The 16,718-nt window shown below is 47.0% G+C and carries 14 protein-coding genes and 1 pseudogene; 9 read left to right on the top strand and 6 right to left on the bottom strand.

Annotated features, from left to right (window positions below; translation table 11 throughout):
• Positions 1-16 precede the first annotated feature (16 nt).
• The 3 genes from nudC to dnaQ all read right to left on the bottom strand — a co-directional run bounded on the left by nudC (position 17) and on the right by dnaQ (position 4,572).
• Positions 17-967 (bottom strand): NAD(+) diphosphatase, encoded by a 951-nt coding sequence (nudC, locus tag AADH33_RS08360; protein WP_348548598.1) that lies wholly within the window; start codon positions 965-967, stop codon positions 17-19.
• Between the two features lie 170 nt (positions 968-1,137).
• The gene (locus AADH33_RS08355; protein ID WP_348548597.1) at positions 1,138-2,820 is read right to left on the bottom strand and encodes a hypothetical protein; all 1,683 of its coding nucleotides are present in this window, start codon (positions 2,818-2,820) and stop codon (positions 1,138-1,140) included.
• Positions 2,821-2,982: 162 nt separating this feature from the next.
• A complete protein-coding gene (gene dnaQ, locus AADH33_RS08350) occupies positions 2,983-4,572 on the bottom strand; it encodes a DNA polymerase III subunit epsilon (protein WP_348548596.1) in 1,590 nt (529 codons plus the stop codon).
• 477 nt (positions 4,573-5,049) lie between these two features.
• On the opposite strand from dnaQ, the gene AADH33_RS08345 reads away from it, so the two are divergent.
• Positions 5,050-5,601: a hypothetical protein gene (locus AADH33_RS08345; RefSeq protein ID WP_075101152.1), complete on the top strand. Its 552-nt coding sequence runs from the start codon at positions 5,050-5,052 to the stop codon at positions 5,599-5,601.
• A 156-nt stretch (positions 5,602-5,757) separates the two neighbouring features.
• Positions 5,758-6,063: a hypothetical protein gene (locus tag AADH33_RS08340; RefSeq protein ID WP_075101153.1), complete on the top strand. Its 306-nt coding sequence runs from the start codon at positions 5,758-5,760 to the stop codon at positions 6,061-6,063.
• 160 nt (positions 6,064-6,223) lie between these two features.
• On the opposite strand, the gene AADH33_RS08335 is transcribed toward AADH33_RS08340, so the two are convergent.
• Entirely contained in the window at positions 6,224-6,700 is a 477-nt protein-coding gene (locus tag AADH33_RS08335; protein WP_348548595.1) for a YkvA family protein, read from the bottom strand.
• Between the two features lie 339 nt (positions 6,701-7,039).
• Between AADH33_RS08335 and AADH33_RS08330 the strand changes: the two genes are divergently transcribed.
• The 3 genes and pseudogenes from AADH33_RS08330 to AADH33_RS08320 all read left to right on the top strand — a co-directional run bounded on the left by AADH33_RS08330 (position 7,040) and on the right by AADH33_RS08320 (position 9,352).
• Complete coding sequence (locus AADH33_RS08330) at positions 7,040-7,480, top strand: transposase family protein (RefSeq protein ID WP_348548594.1); 441 nt, start codon at positions 7,040-7,042, stop codon at positions 7,478-7,480.
• An 8-nt stretch (positions 7,481-7,488) separates the two neighbouring features.
• A pseudogene (locus tag AADH33_RS08325) lies at positions 7,489-7,872 on the top strand (transposase family protein); the annotation flags it as partial.
• 253 nt (positions 7,873-8,125) lie between these two features.
• On the top strand, positions 8,126-9,352 hold the full coding sequence (locus AADH33_RS08320; RefSeq protein ID WP_348548593.1) for an LD-carboxypeptidase: 1,227 nt from the start codon (positions 8,126-8,128) through the stop codon (positions 9,350-9,352).
• 27 nt (positions 9,353-9,379) lie between these two features.
• On the opposite strand, the gene AADH33_RS08315 is transcribed toward AADH33_RS08320, so the two are convergent.
• Entirely contained in the window at positions 9,380-10,402 is a 1,023-nt protein-coding gene (locus AADH33_RS08315) for a GlxA family transcriptional regulator (RefSeq protein ID WP_348548592.1), read from the bottom strand.
• A gap of 182 nt (positions 10,403-10,584) precedes the next feature.
• Between AADH33_RS08315 and AADH33_RS08310 the strand changes: the two genes are divergently transcribed.
• The 4 genes from AADH33_RS08310 to AADH33_RS08295 all read left to right on the top strand — a co-directional run bounded on the left by AADH33_RS08310 (position 10,585) and on the right by AADH33_RS08295 (position 15,275).
• On the top strand, positions 10,585-12,390 hold the full coding sequence (locus AADH33_RS08310) for an acyl-CoA dehydrogenase (protein WP_348548591.1): 1,806 nt from the start codon (positions 10,585-10,587) through the stop codon (positions 12,388-12,390).
• 150 nt (positions 12,391-12,540) lie between these two features.
• A complete protein-coding gene (locus AADH33_RS08305; protein ID WP_348548590.1) occupies positions 12,541-13,563 on the top strand; it encodes an NADP-dependent oxidoreductase in 1,023 nt (340 codons plus the stop codon).
• 3 nt (positions 13,564-13,566) lie between these two features.
• Complete coding sequence (locus AADH33_RS08300; RefSeq protein ID WP_348548589.1) at positions 13,567-14,349, top strand: SDR family NAD(P)-dependent oxidoreductase; 783 nt, start codon at positions 13,567-13,569, stop codon at positions 14,347-14,349.
• A 161-nt stretch (positions 14,350-14,510) separates the two neighbouring features.
• Positions 14,511-15,275, top strand: coding sequence for an SDR family oxidoreductase (locus AADH33_RS08295; RefSeq protein WP_348548588.1), 765 nt, complete (start codon positions 14,511-14,513; stop codon positions 15,273-15,275).
• Positions 15,276-15,467: 192 nt separating this feature from the next.
• Here the strand turns inward: AADH33_RS08295 and AADH33_RS08290 are convergent, their stop codons facing one another.
• Positions 15,468-16,664 (bottom strand): amino acid aminotransferase, encoded by a 1,197-nt coding sequence (locus AADH33_RS08290; protein WP_075101160.1) that lies wholly within the window; start codon positions 16,662-16,664, stop codon positions 15,468-15,470.
• Between the last annotated feature and the right edge of the window lie 54 nt (positions 16,665-16,718).

Here is a 16,718-nt window from a genome sequence, read left to right as displayed (position 1 = left end):
CAATCACCTATGATGGCTAAGCCATGCCTTGCTCACGGAGGATCTGCTCAATCAGCTCATAAGCAATACTGCCTTTCGCAGGTATCTTGGGCAGGCTTGAGAGATCAAAGAAGTCTGCATGTGACAGCTCATCTTCTTGAATAATCAGCTCGCCACCTGCATACGTAGCACGAAATCCGAGCATCAAGTTTGACGGATATGGCCACGGCTGACTGCTGACATAACGGATATCTGTCAGGTGTATATTGACTTCTTCATACACCTCGCGCACCACGGCGTGCTCAAGACTTTCTCCCACCTCAACAAACCCTGCAATCAGGCCATACTGTAGCGGCTGCTTTTGTTGACCGTAGCGATGATGATGCGCCAGCAAAATTTGCATTGCACCTGTTTGCGGATTGGGGCGGGTAATGGCCGTGATGATGCACGGTTGGACACGCGGGTATTGGCGCAGCTTGCAAGTCGGGCAGACCATCGCTCGCTCACCCAGTCGCGCATGAACGACTGGCGAGGCGCAGCGGCTACAAAACTGCGTGTCAGCTTGCCAGCGTAGTAGCTGTATGGCTTGGCTCAGTTGGTCGCTCAAGGCCATGGGTAGCTGGGTGAGCAGCTGGCGATACGGGATAAAGGCATTACCACTACTTTCAGCGATGAGAGGTAAGGCGATATGATGCGCCGTGGCATACTCATAGGTCATGGCGCAGGTTGCGCGCGCAGTAAACGCATGAGTTGGCTTATCAAGCGTCGTATTATTGGCATTGGCGTTATGACGGTTGTCATCCGCTTGCCAATGACTGGGCGCGAGGCTCTCAAGCAGTGTGACACATCCGAGCTGATAGGCGGGCACTGCTACATCATCGGTGGCCGCGGTACCAGACGCCAGATAGTCAACGTGCCACGGCCACCACCCCTCAGGCGTTTGACGGCACAGTACCGTATCATCACTAAAGATAAAAGCGCAGGTCATATCAGGGTTCCAAACGATAGCGAAAGCAAATAAAAACAAGTCTGTACCTGATGAGATACAGACTTATAAGACAGAAATAACGGTCTATTTTACCTAACCATAAAGCGGGAAAGCACAGCATAAGGGCAGTAGGTAATGAGTAGCAGCCAGCTTGTCTTGACTAGGTTAGGCTAGGCTGCTAGCAGCTGGCTTAGGCTTTGCTGTCCGACATCAAGCGCTTGCTTACTCACAGGACGGTTATGTTCAAACCCATCTAAATGGTGATCGATTGCCATGATGACATCTGCAATACATGCCAGCGTACCGTCTTCGATGCGTCTGCCACGCTCGATACGCTGCTCGATATAGTTGGCCAATTGACTGAGCATGCTAGCAGAGGTCGGCAGCTGTAAGAAGCGCACAGCACCGGCTACTTGGCGCATCATCTCAGGGATGTTTTGGATATTTAGCATATCGCGCTCAGGCTCGGCCAGATAATCATTGATGGCTTGCTCTGCATTGGCGATGGCCGTACGGCTTTCTTGTATCAAGGTATCATTGGCTGTATTTAGCTGATGCAAAGAGATGTGAGGGTTATTTAGCGGTAAGTAAATCGCCCCTGGTGTGTGCATCTCGGCCATGGCGATGGTGGCGTTTTCGGCATGCATGAGCGCCAGCAATAGACGATCGAAGTCCTCAGGCGAGGGCGCTTGCCAACGGCCGACCTCCTCGGCTGCGGCGCGCAAACTGTCGGCAGCATTTGACAATCCAAGCAGACGAAGTGCTGAGCCCAAGGCCGCTAAGTCTTCTATGATTTTGGCTGTTTGCATCTCAGCGCTATTGACAGAGTCGCCGCGCGCGTAGCTATCGACCTCTTCTTTGATGGTATTGATCTGCGTCTGAATAATGGTGTTTAGCGTATCAGTAAGGGCGCGGTTGGGACCAAATAAAAACCGTCTCATCTGCTCAAGTTGCGGCTCTTCTAGCCGGTTTTGCGCATATTGCTCGCGCAGATGCTGTGCTTCTTTGTTATCGCGCTGACAAGCAAAGCTGACCAAATCAGCAAAACGCGTATCCATCACAGGCAGATAGCTTTGGAATTGCTGCTCTAGATAAATCAGCGTGTGCTTTTGGCTTAACGTGAGCGGTAGGATGGCCGCGATGTCGGTGGTGGCCGCAGCGGCCGCTTGCCAAAACAAACTGCTGGTCTTGGAGGCAATCAACGCGCAGGCTGCGCTCATGGCATTGAGCTTTTGCTGCGCATCTGCACTGACAGTACCATCTTGGTTTAATAAGGCAACGCCAAGACCGCTACGATAAGCATCTGTCAATAGCTCGTTGTTTAAGCCAAGCTCATGCAGTGGTTGGAAGTTTTTTTCTGGATTGGCGATGATGACGCTACTACTACCAAAGGCTGAAAAGTAGTCAGCGGTGATAGGAGCGTGCTGGCCATGCGCGTTTAGTTTATTGATCACAGGTAACAATAGCGTCGGCTCTATCGACTCTGTCAATAAGACAAACTCGACATAACGATCTAGTGTCATGATGGCCTCTGACAAGTCCATAATCAAATTGACATCGTTATTGTCGCCGTTGTCGTATAGGCGCTGTAAACCATTGACGATGGCGGTGTTTAGCGCCTCAGCACCAACCAAAGAGATGAGTTTAAAAATACAAGACAGCTGCTTTAGGACGATGATGGAGTCTAGCAATAAAGGCGCTTGAGTATTGTCATCATTAAACTCGCTAAGATGGGTCTCGGTATCTTTGAGCGTCACGACAATCTCATCATGCAACAAATGCAGTGAAGGTAAGTTAAAGTCAGTAACACTAAGCGTTGGGGCGGTTAACTTCATTTGCGCAGACTGATCCATAAGTGTGTTTCCATAACGTACTGGTAAGAGTAACGATTGTTCAAATGCGAAGTAACAAAGCGTTTAAATGAAAAAGCATTTATTAGTAATGTTTTAACGCTTAATATAATAATCAAGACTATATTATACAAATGTCGGATTAGAAAGTGGTTTTAGTGACCGCTACATATTGTTTTTGAGGGCAGGGAAGTCTTCTGCCAGTGACGCATACCAGTGCTGGCTTGCGCTCTCATCCATAGGCGACTGTAGTAATAGATCTGCCAGCTCCGAAAAATGGGCATGACCGGTCTGTCCGCCGTCGGTTTGTGTGTCTTCTTCGATGGCGAGAGCGACCTGTCCACCGGTCATTGCCAGATAGACCTCGGCCAAGATCTCCGAATCTAGTAATGCCCCGTGAAAAGTACGATCTTGCTTACCGACGTCTAAGCGGCGCACCAACGCATCTAGCGTGTTCTTTTGTCCTGGGTATTGCTGCTTGGCCATCGCCAAAGAGTCAGTGACCTGTATGCGCTCGGCGAAGTCGTGCAAGCCAACTTTGGCAAACTCCATGCTCAAGAAATTGATATCAAAGGTAGCGTTATGCGCGATGACCTCAGCGCCATCCATAAAATCATACAGTGCTTGTGCGACTTGGTCAAAGGTCGGCTTGTCTGCCAAAAACGCCTCAGAGATACCGTGAATACGAATCACTTCTTCGTCCATCCCGCGCTGTGGATTGATATAGACGTGGAGCTTTTCGCCCGTAAACTTACGGCCGACCAGCTCGACGATACCCACTTCGATGATGCGGTCGCCCTTTAGAGGGTCAAGACCTGTGGTCTCAGTATCCATGATAAGCTGGCGATCAGAGTCATGGCGATGGATAGGCTTTGGCAATAGTGGCTTAAAGTAAGGGCTAGCACGACTGGTATCGCCATCAAACTTGGGCATCTCTTCTGCGCTAGCTGTTTGTGTGTCAGCTTGGCTGACTGAGGCGGTGTCAGTATTTGGCATGTGCATGTTTGGGTTGGCGTCAGTCATGGTTGCTTGCTCTGTTGGTCGCTGAGTGTGGCTAGAGATGATTGGATGGTCAGCGATGCTATGGGTATCTTGGCTTTGCGAGCTGTCCGCTGGCGTCTCATCTGTATCGTCATCGATCATATCAAACCCTAAGGGGTCAAAGGTTAGCCAATCGTCATGGCGGCGCTGGCTTGCCTCAACCGTCAAGGAGTCTTTTTTTTTAGGCAATTCAGTTGTTGCCTGTACCTCACTGCTGGAGGTCACCCCCAGATTGGCCAGCTCGTCGGCTTTTTCGTTGCCAGCATGTCCAGCATGTCCTTTGACCCAGTGCCAAGCGACATCGCGCTGTTGACAGAGCGCATCTAGCTGCTGCCAGAGATCTTGGTTGGCGACTGGTTTTTTGCTCGCCGTCTTCCAGCCTCTTTTTTTCCAGCCAGCGATCCAATCAGTGATGCCGTTTTTGACATAGCTTGAGTCTGTCCAAATCTCAAGGGTATGCGCTTGCGGGCTGTGCGTTAAGGCTTGTATCGCGCCCATTAGCTCCATGCGATTGTTGGTGGTTTGTGCTTCGCCGCCATATAGGTCTTGGGTGCGGCCATCACTAAATATCAGGTGCGCCCCCCAACCGCCAGCACCAGGGTTGCCCTTACACGCACCATCGGTATAGGCAACCGTCGTGTTTGCTTTGGCCGCGAGCGGATCGGCCGCGTGGTCGGTATGGGTATGAAGCATCGAATGCGGACTGTCTGACATAAAAGCTGAGCAACCTGATAAATGATAACGGTAAGAATAAAAAAAGAGAACGTAGCGCGTGTTTTGGTCGTTTTAGTACAAAACTGCGCTGCGTATTTTGGGTCTGAGTATAGCAAATCTCAGCTTACTATGGGTAATTATGGGCAGTGCTGGGGCACAAAATCTTTGCTGAAGATTAGGGCGTGTCCTCAATTCAATCGATAGCCATCTAAATGGGCTAAAAATGGCTAAATCTGGCCAAACGGTGTCAAATAGCTGACTAATATCTCGATATTATCTGCGCTATTTTCCTTGTTTGGCGGCAATTTATCTCATTTTTATCGCCATTTTTAAAATGAGGACACGCCCTAGATGGTTAGGCTATCTTTTTGGTTTTCTGTTAAAATAAGCCGCGCCACCGCCGGATAACGGTATAAGACGTATTGTCCCCTTTATTTAATCCTTGCCTCTCACGCATAAATGCAGGATAACGCCCTCATGCTATTACGCTCAGCTAATCTTTGTAAAAAATTTACCCCGCTGCTGGTTGCCACTGTCGTAAGCAGCGCTATGTTTTTGACCGCGTGTAACGACAACGACACGTCAGATGAGACGGCGGCGGTAGTGCCAGCAGATTTGTCGGTGTTTGAGGGATGCTATACCGTCAGTCATGATGAGCCTGCCCAAATAAAAATCAGTCAACAAGCGGGCGCGTGGGTCATGCAAATGAAAGAGCCAGCAAGCAGTGGCCGCGTTTGGGACACGCCTGAGCCATTAGAAGCCATCAAAAACAGTGAAGTCCCGCAGTTCTTTTCGATCGATCCTGATAATGTCGATGCGGTCATCGGTCGTCCTGATAGAGTACTGGTCTTGGCACATGCCAAACCCGCTTATGCCAACATCGATCCGCTGCTAGATAGTGAGTATCTGTCCTATATTTACCGCGGCGCCAATACCATCTATCAGGTGGCATGTGATGAGGTCAATACAGATATTTTGGCCAATCCGCATGCCAACATTATCATCGATAATGTCAATGAGAGCCGATAAGCCGATCTTTGGAGAGCCTCTAACGAGGTCTTTTGGGCAGTTAAAAGCACGCGACGACGGTTAATAGAGGCGCTTACAAACCTCTCAATAATGTGCTCGTCATGTCGCTGTATTATCATGTATCTTTATTATGAATAGTTAGTTGAGTCAGGTCGTATGAATTTTTTTAGTTATGTGGTGTTGGGCGGGTTTTCTTATGCTGCTGGTTGGGCGGTCAGAACCTATATACTTGATAAAAAGCCCAAATCTGAGCAGCCTTATAACCTCAAGCACCCAACCATTTTAGCCTATCTTGGCAGTTTTTTTATCGTGATGTTGGTGGTTTCTTGGCTGATAGGTCGCTACTTGCTCGGTCATATTGCCATTGATTTGCCTTTTATCATCGTCAATAGCTTGGTGGCGACCTTTGTGTATTCATTTGGCCTAAATCCAGAAAACGCCAATTATGGGGTGCCAGATTGATAGGAACGGTGTCAAATTCAAATAGCTGACTAATATCTCAATATTATCTTCGCTATTTTTCAAATGAAAACACGCTTTAATAAAATAGGGTCAATGACGCTTACATTGACCCTATTTTATTAAATGCTAGCTATCAGCCATGATGACTGGTAGTTGTGATTTATTTATCTTTGCTGGATTGTTCTTTGTCTGACTTTTTGGTGTCTGACTTTTTAAAGGTTGATTTTGAGCCCTTGTCTGTGTCTGCAGATTTGTCTTCAGTAGCGTTTTTAGAAGCCGTTTGTTCATCCTTCCATTTTTTGTATTTCGTTAAATCCTTGTCTATCATTTTAAGACAAAACTTGAGTACCAAGGCGTCATCGATATGACCGATAAATGGGATAAAATCGGGAATGATGTCGATGGGATTGAGGACATAAAGCAAGCCAACCGCCGCCGCTGAAATGGTCTTATAAGGAATGTTGCGATAATTGCCCTGATAGTAGTCTTTTACTAGGCTCATCAGCAGCAATAAGTCTTTGGCATAGCCTTCAAGGCCTTGGTCTTTTTTGAGTTGGTCGTTTAGTTTGTCTTCTTTGCCTACGATGAGCTTTATACTATCCATCAGGCTTTTATTGTCTTTTTCTTTATCGGCCATACTAAGAGTCCTTATATGAATGTTAGGGTAGATGTTTTTGGCTAATGGTATTTTGATCTATTATTGTCGTACCCTTTACTATAGCAAGAGTCATGACGTCATCCAAATAAGACGATGAGTGGTTCTGTATCATTTTGTTGACTGTGTGCGCAGCTGAAGATGCCACGTCAAGTGGCCTAAAACCTTGATGCTAGCCAGAACCTGATGGCTATAACCTAACAATTGTAACCTAATGGCAGCTTTGAGCTGCGTTATAAGAAAATAACTGTTTAATAGACCTCTTGCAAAAGTAATTGTAAGACACAACGTATATTATTGAACTCTACTTACTTAATAGATATGCCAAACATAGATAAGCTACTCAAACAAAGTGACGCTGGTTTTAAACGCTACACTGGCATTCATAAAGCCACTTTTTATGACATGCTTGAGGCCATGCAAAAGCATGAAGCATCTAAGACCAAATCAGGTAGACCAAGTGTGCTCAGTCTTAAGGAGCAGATACTACTAGCCCTGACTTATTGGCGTGAATACCGCACGCTTTATCATATCAGTATGGACTTTGGTATTCATGAGTCTTCTGCTAGCCGTATCATTCGTAAAGTAGAAGACGTACTTATCGATTCAGGTAAGTTTGAATTACCTAAAAAGCTGCCTAGTCGTGTCGATGAGGACATCAATTGGTCAGTCGTCATTGTCGATGCCACCGAAACCCCTATTGAGCGTCCAAAAAAAACCAAAGAGACTACTACAGCGGTAAGAAAAAACAACATACCTTAAAAGCGCAGGTTATCGTTCATTGGCAAACTGGTTTGATACTTGATGTGCAAACCTGTAAAGGGTCAATCCACGATTTTAAGCTGTATAAAGATACTTGTCCTGATTGGTTACCTGAAAATACTAACTATCTAGCAGACAGTGGTTATCAAGGGTTAGCAAAGCTACATAACCAAACTTTCACACCATTTAAGAAACCTCGTGGTGGTCAGTTATTGGAGATATGCAAACAGGCCAATCACTATCTCGCTAAGTTCCGTATTGTGGTTGAGCACAAAATAGGCTTAATCAAACGGTTCAAAATCGTGGCTCATAAATATCGCAACCGTCGTCAGCGCTATGATCTTAGAATGAAGCTGTTTGCTGGTATCATTAATTCCGAGCTTAGACTATGACTTTTGCAAGAGGTCTAGTATCTCGCTAAGTTTCGCATTATGGTTGAACACAAAATAGGCTTAATCAAACGGTTCAAAATCGTGGCTCATAAATATCGTAACCGTCGTCAGCGCTACGATCTTAGAATGAAGCTATTCGCCAGTATTGTTAATTTCGAGCTTGGCTTATGACTTTTGCAAGAGGTCTAATAAACTATTACGAAATAAAGTATTGCTGAATAAAGTCGTCATCGATGACAATAAAGGTAGCATTATGACCAAGATATCCTCCGCCCTCAATCGTCGTCAGTTCCTGCGTCAAGCTAGCCTCTATGCAGGGGCAGGGCTACTTGTCACGCGCGCCGTGGCGCACTCATCTGTACAGGCGAACCCGCCAGAGAGCCACCAGCCGCTGACCAAAGATGATCTGCCAACGGCTGTGGAGCGTGCTGCTGAAAAAACAATGGCTGAGAGCTTGCCGGCAAATCGTCTTTGCATCACACCAAGTATTGAGACGCGGCTGTTTGCCAGCTCCAACGTCGGAGGTAGCCAGGAGCGTAATGCGCGGGCTTTAGAGCGCTTGGCCTGCGCGGGTTTTCAGGTAGATAACCCTGCCATTACCGAGCGGCAGTATTTGCGTTTTGCGGGTACGGACTCGCAGCGCGCCAGTGATTTGCAAAACATCGCCACTGGTGCCATTGCCGCCCCCCAATTATTGCTTGGGGTACGCGGTGGCTACGGTGCTATGCGCCTATTGCCGATGGTGGACTGGTCGATGCTTGGACGTATTATGAAGGAGCGCGGCACGATACTGGCAGGGTTTAGCGATGTGACGGCGATTCAGTGTGCGCTGTTGGCAAAAGGTGGTATGAGCTCGCTTGCGGCACCGATGCTCTATAGCGAGTTTGGTAAAATTAAACCTGATGAGGTTAGCTGCCGAGCGTTTGTAGAAGCATTAACCACTCCCAATCTGACTATCGATATACAAGATGCGTCACTCACCAGTCCTAATCTACCCAGTATTTTAGCAACTGCTGATCCTAAAACGCTAACTGGCACTATGTGGGGCGGTAATCTAAGCGTGGTATCAGCGCTGGCAGGTAGTGCGTACTTACCGCGTATTGACGGCGGTATTGTGTTTTTAGAAGACGTCGGCGAGCAAGCTTACCGTATCGAGCGCATGCTTTATGATTTGTATTTGGCAGGGGTGTTTAAAGGTCAGCAGGCGATTGTATTCGGTGCGTTATCGGGTAGTGGTGAGGACAGCTATGATAAGCGTTATGATGTCGCTACTGTGATTCGTCAATTGCATCAGCTGACAGGATTGCCGATTTATAGCGGCATGCGTTTTGGTCATATTGGCAAAAAGCACAGCTTTCCACTTGGCGCGAGGTGTCAGATTAGTGCCAATACTGCTGGCGGTTATCAATTGACGTTTAGTGATTACCCAACGATTAAAGCAGATGCCATTCATGTCGAAGGCTTGTGGCAGAATATTTAGTGGTTAAAAATATAATAAAATAAAGGTCTAAATCGCCAGTCGTGAAAATTTATCCTGATATTCTTTCGGGGTTAGCTCGGTGGCGCGTTTAAACAGCCTAGTAAATGATGAGATATCATCATAGCCGACTTGGCAGGCGAGCGATTTTATCGTCACATCGCCCAATTCCAGTAAGCGCTTTGCCTGCTCAATACGCACTGCTTGAATATATTCAATCGGGCGCATGGTGACGGCAGCTTGAAAGCGTCTGTTTAAGGTGCGCGGGGTGACATTGACCATGGCGGCCAAATGGCTCACCTGTATCACTTGCCTAAAATTTTCCTCTATAAATTCTTGTACTTGCTGAACCAGCTGGTCTGCATGCGGTTTATGCAAAGTCACGTTGGTATAGCTGTTTTGATTACCGCGTTTACTATCAATAATCTGAGTTTTTGCCACTTGGGTAGAAATCTCTCGCCCGCAATAACGCTCGATTAACAATAATCCCAAGTCATAAAAGGCGCTACCGCCTGCCGCACAGAATATATTGCCCGATTGTTCTTTTGACTGGCTTTTTGATTGAGTGACAAACTGGTTTTCTTGTAAATCCACCAGTGGAAAATCCGCCTTAAACTTATTGGCATAACCCCAATGAGTGGTCGCGACTTTGCCATCGAGTAAGCCTGCTTTTGCTAAAAAGAACGCGCCGCTACAGTTACTAGCGATATCGGCTTTGGTATTCGCCAGTCGCTGCAAATGCGGAATTAGAGCGTTATTTTGGCTCAAGACTTTATCAATGGAATCGCCAATGGTTGGAATTAATAGTAAGTCGCACTCTGTGACTTCCTGAATATCGCCATGCGCTTGCATGATTAAGCGGTTGCTACATCTGATATCAACGCCGCCAAGACTGGCAATTTGTACGTTAAACCTTGGTTCTACTTCTTCATCCAAAAACCGCTGCCAACTCACTCCGGTAAACGAAAATAAATCTAATGCGCCTGTCAAAGCGCTGCCAAGCACGCCATCAAAGCCAACGATGATGACCTTAAAGGGTTTAAAGTAGGGCATAAGCGCTTATTTTCCTATGAAAAGACGTATTTAAAATGTCAGTTTATTAGCAGTTTTTCCTAAATTTGCCTATCGTTTTTGTCTTATTTGACCATAATTATGTCATAAATGACAATACGGTAAGGCGTTAAATTAGATTACTATCAAGTCATCAACAAATTTAATGAGCCAGCGAGGACACTATGGCAGCAGATACACTTATCAACGACTTTGAATTACCGTTCCAATTATATGATGTACTGAACGCAGAAACCTTAACCAAACGCCCTAAGTTTGCAGAACACAGCCGCGAAACCTTTGACGCGGTATTGGGTACCGCTAATAAAATTGCCACTGATTTGTTTTTGCCGCACAATCACGTGGCGGATAAAAACGAACCACAGTTTGATGGCAAAAAAGTCAGCATGATAGACGACGTAAAGGTTGCTTTTGATGCCTTTCGTGAGTCAGGCTTTATCGCCGGTCGTTACAGTTTTGAAGACGGCGGCATGCAACTGCCTGAGACCGTGATGACGGCGGTGGCAGGCTATTTTATGGCAGCCAACCCCTCAACGACGGCTTATCCATTTTTGACCACGGCGGCGATTAATGTCATTTCTCATTTCGCCAGTGATAAGATTAAAAATGCCTTTATGCCGCGAATGCTGACGGGTGAGTTTACCGGCACCATGGCATTAACCGAGCCACATGCGGGTTCATCGCTTGCCGATATCAAAACCACGGCTGTCAAACAAGATGACGGCAGCTATCGTATCAAAGGCAGTAAGATTTATATCTCAGCAGGTGATCATGAATTGTCTGACAATATCGTGCATTTGGTATTAGCCAAAGTGCCGGGTGGCCCCGCTGGCGTCAAAGGTATCTCGCTATTTGCCGTACCCAAGTATCGACTCAATGACGATTTGTCAGTCGGCGAACGTAACGATGTGCATTTAACTGGACTGATTCATAAGCTTGGCTATCGCGGTGCGACTTCTACGGCGTTAAGTTTTGGTGACGCAGGTTATTGTCACGGCTATCTGATAGGGGATGAGCATTTTGGCCTGCGTTATATGTTTAAAATGATGAATGAAGCGCGCATTGCCGTCGGCTTTGGTGCGGCGATGATTGGCTATCGCGGTTATCAGTACTCGCTCGATTATGCCAAAGACAGAACCCAAGGCAGAATCGCGCCCAATAATAAACCTGAAGATGCGGCGACAGCTATCATCAATCATGGTGATGTCAAACGTATGCTGCTTGCACAAAAAGCCTATAGCGAGGGCGGTATTTCACTCTGTCTATATGGCTCCAATCTCATTGACCGTATCAACACCTGTGAAGACGCCACGCTCAAAAACGAGCTATCAGAACTACTAGATTTACTCACACCAGTGCTCAAAGCATGGCCGTCTGAATATGGTCCAAAAGCCAATGATTTAGGCATTCAAGTATTGGGCGGCGCAGGCTATACGCGTGAATATCAAGCCGAGCAGTTTTGGCGTGACAATCGTTTAAACCCCATTCATGAAGGCACAAATGGCGTGCAAGCGTTAGATTTGTCATTGCGTAAGTTATGGCAAAAAGGCGGTCTGGGTATCCAAATCTTAAAACGTGAAATCACCCAAGATTTAGAAAATATCAGAACACCAGAAACTGCGAAACTTGCGGGTAAACTGACGCCTTATATGGGGCATTTGCATGAAGTGCTCGTACATTTAAGCAAAGTTCTACAAACGGAAAAAGCCATCACACTGACGGGTAACGCGCAAGCCTTGATGAATGTTTTTGCGACTATTGTGGTGAGTTGGATTTGGATTCGTCAAGCTAGCAAAGCTGAGCAACTACTAAGTACGACGCAAGATGTTGAGCAGCAGAATTTCTACCACGGAAAGATACAAGCAGCCAAATACTTTATCGATTGGGAATTGCCACTTATCAACCGCGATATCGAGCTGTTAAATAACGACAATGCGGTCTGTACCAATATGCAAGCAGAATGGTTTTAAGCGACTGTTTATAAAGTTTTCAAGTAAAAAGTTTTCAAATAAGACGACTAACGTGATGTTGGGATAATTTTTTCGAAGCTTCTGGTATGCCAAGCGCATAGCAAGCGAGTAAACGATACCAATGACTTTTTATAACATTTAAAGGAGTAAATGATGACAGCTGATAATAAGCAGATTAATAAGCAGTGGCGCTTAAAAGCAAGACCTGTGGGCGCACCAAACGCGGATACGTGGGAATATACCGAAACAGAACTGCCGCCTATCTTAGATGGTGAGCTGTTGATAAAAATTGAGTATATCTCGATGGATCCGGCAATGCGTGGCTGGTTGAATGATGCAAAATCTTATATCGCACCGGTACAGATTGGTGAGGTGATGCGCGCGGGTACCGTGGGTAAAGTCATCGAGAGTAAGCATGAGAAGTTTGCTGTTGGCGATTATGTCGCAGGTCATAACGGCGTGCAGTCCTATGCCATCAGTGACGGTACTGGACTACATAAAGTCGATCCAAACCTTGCGCCATTGTCTTATTACTTGGGCGTGCTCGGTATGCCAGGTATGACGGGCTACTTTGGCTTATTAAAAACGGGTCAACCAAAGGCGGGCGAGACTGTCGTCGTCTCTGGTGCTGCCGGCGCGGTCGGCGGCTTGGTTGGGCAAATCGCCAAACTCAAAGGCTGCCGCGTCGTCGGTATCGCTGGTGGTGCTAAGAAGTGTAAATTTTTGGTCGATGAGCTGGGCTTTGATGCGGCGGTAGATTATAAAAATGAAAATGTGAAAAAAGGCTTAAAACAGGCCTGTCCAGATGGCGTCGATGTCTTCTTTGACAATGTCGGCGGCGACATTTTAAATGACGTCCTCACGCAAATTAATCTGCATGCGCGTATCGTCATTTGCGGGGCGATTAGCCAATATAACAACACCACAGAGGTCAAAGGACCATCAAATTATCTGTCACTGTTGGTCAATCGTGCGCGTATGGAAGGCATCGTCGTCTTTGATAATATCAAAGAATACCCGATAGCGATGAAAGACATTGCAGGCTGGATTGGGTCAGGTGACATTAAAGTAAAAGACCATATTGTCGAGGGTATCGAGACCTTCCCAGATACCTTGATGATGCTGTTTAAAGGTGAAAACTTCGGCAAGCTGGTACTTAAAGTAGAGGGATAAATCATGACATTGAATACAAATGGAATTGCATCAGACGTCACTGGTAAACGTATTTTAATCACCGGCGGCGCGTCTGGCATTGGCGCTGCCAGCGCGCTACTGCTCGCCAGTCGCGGTGCGAAAGTCGTCATTGGCGATTTGGCAGAAGAGATGGGCGCAGCCGTTGCTCAGCAAGGGCAAGACGCGGGCAATAGCATCGTCTTCAAAAAGGTCGATGTCACCAGTGGCGATGAAGTGCGTGCGCTATTTGCTTTTACTATGGAAACGCTTGGTGGTCTTGATGTGGTGATAAATAACGCCGGTATTGACCATAAGCCAGCACCGATGCACGAGCTAAGCGATGAGGATTTTGATCGTAATATCGCGGTTAATCTAAAAGGCGTCTGGCATTGTATGCGCGCTGCTGTCACTTGTATGGCGACCAACGGCGGCGGTCAAGTGATTAATGTGGCCTCCATTGCTGGTTTGCGTTCTGCGCCGCTATTATCCGCCTATAGCGCGGCCAAGCATGGCGTTATGGGGCTGACCAAGTCTGCCGCTCACGAGTATGCGCGTGTCAATATCCGCTTTAACGCCGTTTGCCCAAGCTTTATCGATACGCCGATGGTGCGTAATACTATGGCAAATATGGATGAGCGCGCCCAACAAGCAACCATCAAAGCCAGCCCAATGCGCCGATTGGGTGACGTTGGTGAAGTAGCGGGTGCGATTGCGTGGCTGGCGAGTGATGAAAGTAGCTTTATGAATGGTCATGCCTTTACCCTTGATGGTGGCATGTTGGCTTAATAATCAAATAACTGCTAAACCATTACGGCGTTAGCCTCGCTCGATGTACTATTTGTACTATCTATGCTCGGCTGCCTTGTAATGAGTTTGTAGTTTTTCGATTATAACTTATGAAGTATTTCCGATAAAAATTGAATAGCTAGTTCAAAATATAAGGAGTAATGATGAAAGATTTATTTGATTTAACGGGTAAGATTGCGTTAGTGACTGGCGCAAGCCGCGGTATTGGAGAGTCTATCGCTCGTCTATTGGCATCTAGAGGCGCGCATGTGATTGTCTCTAGCCGAAAAATTGATGCGTGCCAAGCGGTCGCTGATAGTATTGTCGCCGACGGTCATAAAGCCAGTGCCTTTGCTTGCCATGTTGGTGATATGGAGCAGATAGAGGCAGTTTTTGAGCATATCAAGAGTGAATTTGGCCGTATTGATATCTTGGTCAATAACGCCGCGGCAAACCCTTATTATGGTCATATTTTAGATACCGATCTGGGCGCGTTTGATAAGACGGTAGAAGTCAATATTCGTGGTTATTTCTTTATGTCGACGGCGGCGGGTAAGATGATGCGCGAGCAGGGCGGCGGGGTGATTTTAAACACCGCTTCGGTCAATGGCTTGGTCGCCGGTGATAAGCAAGGTATCTATTCAATTACTAAAGCGGCGGTGATTAGTATGACCAAGGCCTTTGCCAAAGAGTGCGGCCCTTTAAACATTCGCGTCAATGCGCTATTGCCAGGTCTGACCGATACCAAGTTTGCCTCGGCCTTGACCACCAATGATAAGGTCTTAAAAATGGCGCTACATGCCATTCCGTTAGGACGCGTGGCCGATCCGGACGAGATGGCGGGCACGGTGTTGTATCTGGTGTCTGATGCGTCGAGCTATACCACGGGTGCGACGGTGGTCGTCGATGGCGGTATGCTTGCCTAATTATTTGCTGAGTCACTGATAGTCAGTTGAAAATAATTAGTCATTTGCTTAGCTTTGTCTTAAATAGTAATGAGTGATTGGCCATAACAGCACAGCTTGTACGTAAAGTGAAAAACCGCCCAGAGGTGGGTCTCTAGGCGGTTTTAATTTTTTATACGGTTTGTAAATGGCTTAGCACTTCGCTCAGCGCGATCAGTCTTTTAGCACTTCGGCCATGGCATTGGCGACATAGTCGACGTTGTTGACGTTTAGGCCTGCCATACACATACGTGAGTTTGAGACGATATAAACCCCAAACTCTGTTTGTAAGCGCTCGATTTGCTTGGGGGTCAATCCTGTGAAGCTAAACATGCCGTTTTGCTTGGTGATGTAGTCAAAATTGCGCGCTGGCACGTTGGCTTCTAGTACTGATTTTAGCTTGAGGCGCATGGCTTTGATGCGGTCACGCATGCCGTAAACTTCGCCGACCCACTGCTGGTGCAACGCTTCGTCGTTCATGACGATATCGACCACGCGGCCACCGTGTGATGGCGGGCTGGTGTAGATACGGCGTACGGCGTAATTGAGCTGGCCAAAGACGCGCTCGGCCTCTTCTGCCGTAGGGCATACCACAGACAAGCCGCCCACGCGCTCACCATATAGCGACAAGTTTTTGGAAAATGAGTTGCTCACAAACACAGGTAAACCCAGCGCCACAGCTTTGCGAATGGCATAAGCATCGTGGTCCATATCTTGCCCAAAGCCTTGATAAGCGATGTCCATAAATGCAATCAGCTCACGCTGTTTCATGATGTCCAATAGCTCATCCCACTGGGCATGGGTCAAGTCCATACCAGTTGGGTTGTGGCAGCAAGGATGTAGTAGCACCACATCGTGTTTATTTAACTTTGCAATGAAAGCTAGCATCTCATCAAACTTAATGCTGCTGGTGGCAGTATCGTAGTAAGGATAGGTGCCCACCTCGACATCCGAGCCTTCAAAGATAGCAATATGGTTGCTCCACGTCGGATCGCTCACATAGCACTTGGAGGCAGGAAACCATTCATGGATAAACTCAGCGCCGACTTTTAGCGCGCCAGAGCCGCCCAATGTGGCAATGGTAGCGACGCGTTTTTCTTGTAGCACCGCGGCGTCCTTACCAAACAGTAGGTTTTGACAGGCGAGGCGATGCCCTGGCAATCCTGCCATCGGCAGATAAGGTCTGGGCGAGATGGGGTCAGCAATTCGTTGCTCGGCGGTTTTTACACACTCAAGTACTGGCAATTTGCTGTCTTCATCATAATAGATGCCGATGCCCAAATTGACTTTGTTTGGGTTGCTATCAGCAACAAATTTATCTACTAGACCCAAGATAGGGTCACCCGCATAATAGTCGACGCGTTCAAACATTTTGATTCTCTACAAATAAGATAAAATAAGGTCTCAAAATCATAAACTACATTG

The sequence above is a fragment of the Psychrobacter sp. KFRI-CH2-11 genome, from assembly GCF_038239325.1.
GTDB classification, from domain to species: Bacteria; Pseudomonadota; Gammaproteobacteria; order Pseudomonadales; family Moraxellaceae; genus Psychrobacter; species Psychrobacter celer.
This window is presented reverse-complemented; position numbering and strand designations above follow the sequence as displayed.

Coding starts and splice junctions, on each gene's coding strand:
- nudC (WP_348548598.1), bottom strand. CDS start 967: ATGACCTGCGCTTTTATCTTTAGTGATGATACGGTACTGTGCCGTCAA.
- AADH33_RS08355 (WP_348548597.1), bottom strand. CDS start 2,820: ATGGATCAGTCTGCGCAAATGAAGTTAACCGCCCCAACGCTTAGTGTT.
- dnaQ (WP_348548596.1), bottom strand. CDS start 4,572: ATGTCAGACAGTCCGCATTCGATGCTTCATACCCATACCGACCACGCG.
- AADH33_RS08345 (WP_075101152.1), top strand. CDS start 5,050: ATGCTATTACGCTCAGCTAATCTTTGTAAAAAATTTACCCCGCTGCTG.
- AADH33_RS08340 (WP_075101153.1), top strand. CDS start 5,758: ATGAATTTTTTTAGTTATGTGGTGTTGGGCGGGTTTTCTTATGCTGCT.
- AADH33_RS08335 (WP_348548595.1), bottom strand. CDS start 6,700: ATGGCCGATAAAGAAAAAGACAATAAAAGCCTGATGGATAGTATAAAG.
- AADH33_RS08330 (WP_348548594.1), top strand. CDS start 7,040: ATGCCAAACATAGATAAGCTACTCAAACAAAGTGACGCTGGTTTTAAA.
- AADH33_RS08320 (WP_348548593.1), top strand. CDS start 8,126: ATGACCAAGATATCCTCCGCCCTCAATCGTCGTCAGTTCCTGCGTCAA.
- AADH33_RS08315 (WP_348548592.1), bottom strand. CDS start 10,402: ATGCCCTACTTTAAACCCTTTAAGGTCATCATCGTTGGCTTTGATGGC.
- AADH33_RS08310 (WP_348548591.1), top strand. CDS start 10,585: ATGGCAGCAGATACACTTATCAACGACTTTGAATTACCGTTCCAATTA.
- AADH33_RS08305 (WP_348548590.1), top strand. CDS start 12,541: ATGATGACAGCTGATAATAAGCAGATTAATAAGCAGTGGCGCTTAAAA.
- AADH33_RS08300 (WP_348548589.1), top strand. CDS start 13,567: ATGACATTGAATACAAATGGAATTGCATCAGACGTCACTGGTAAACGT.
- AADH33_RS08295 (WP_348548588.1), top strand. CDS start 14,511: ATGATGAAAGATTTATTTGATTTAACGGGTAAGATTGCGTTAGTGACT.
- AADH33_RS08290 (WP_075101160.1), bottom strand. CDS start 16,664: ATGTTTGAACGCGTCGACTATTATGCGGGTGACCCTATCTTGGGTCTA.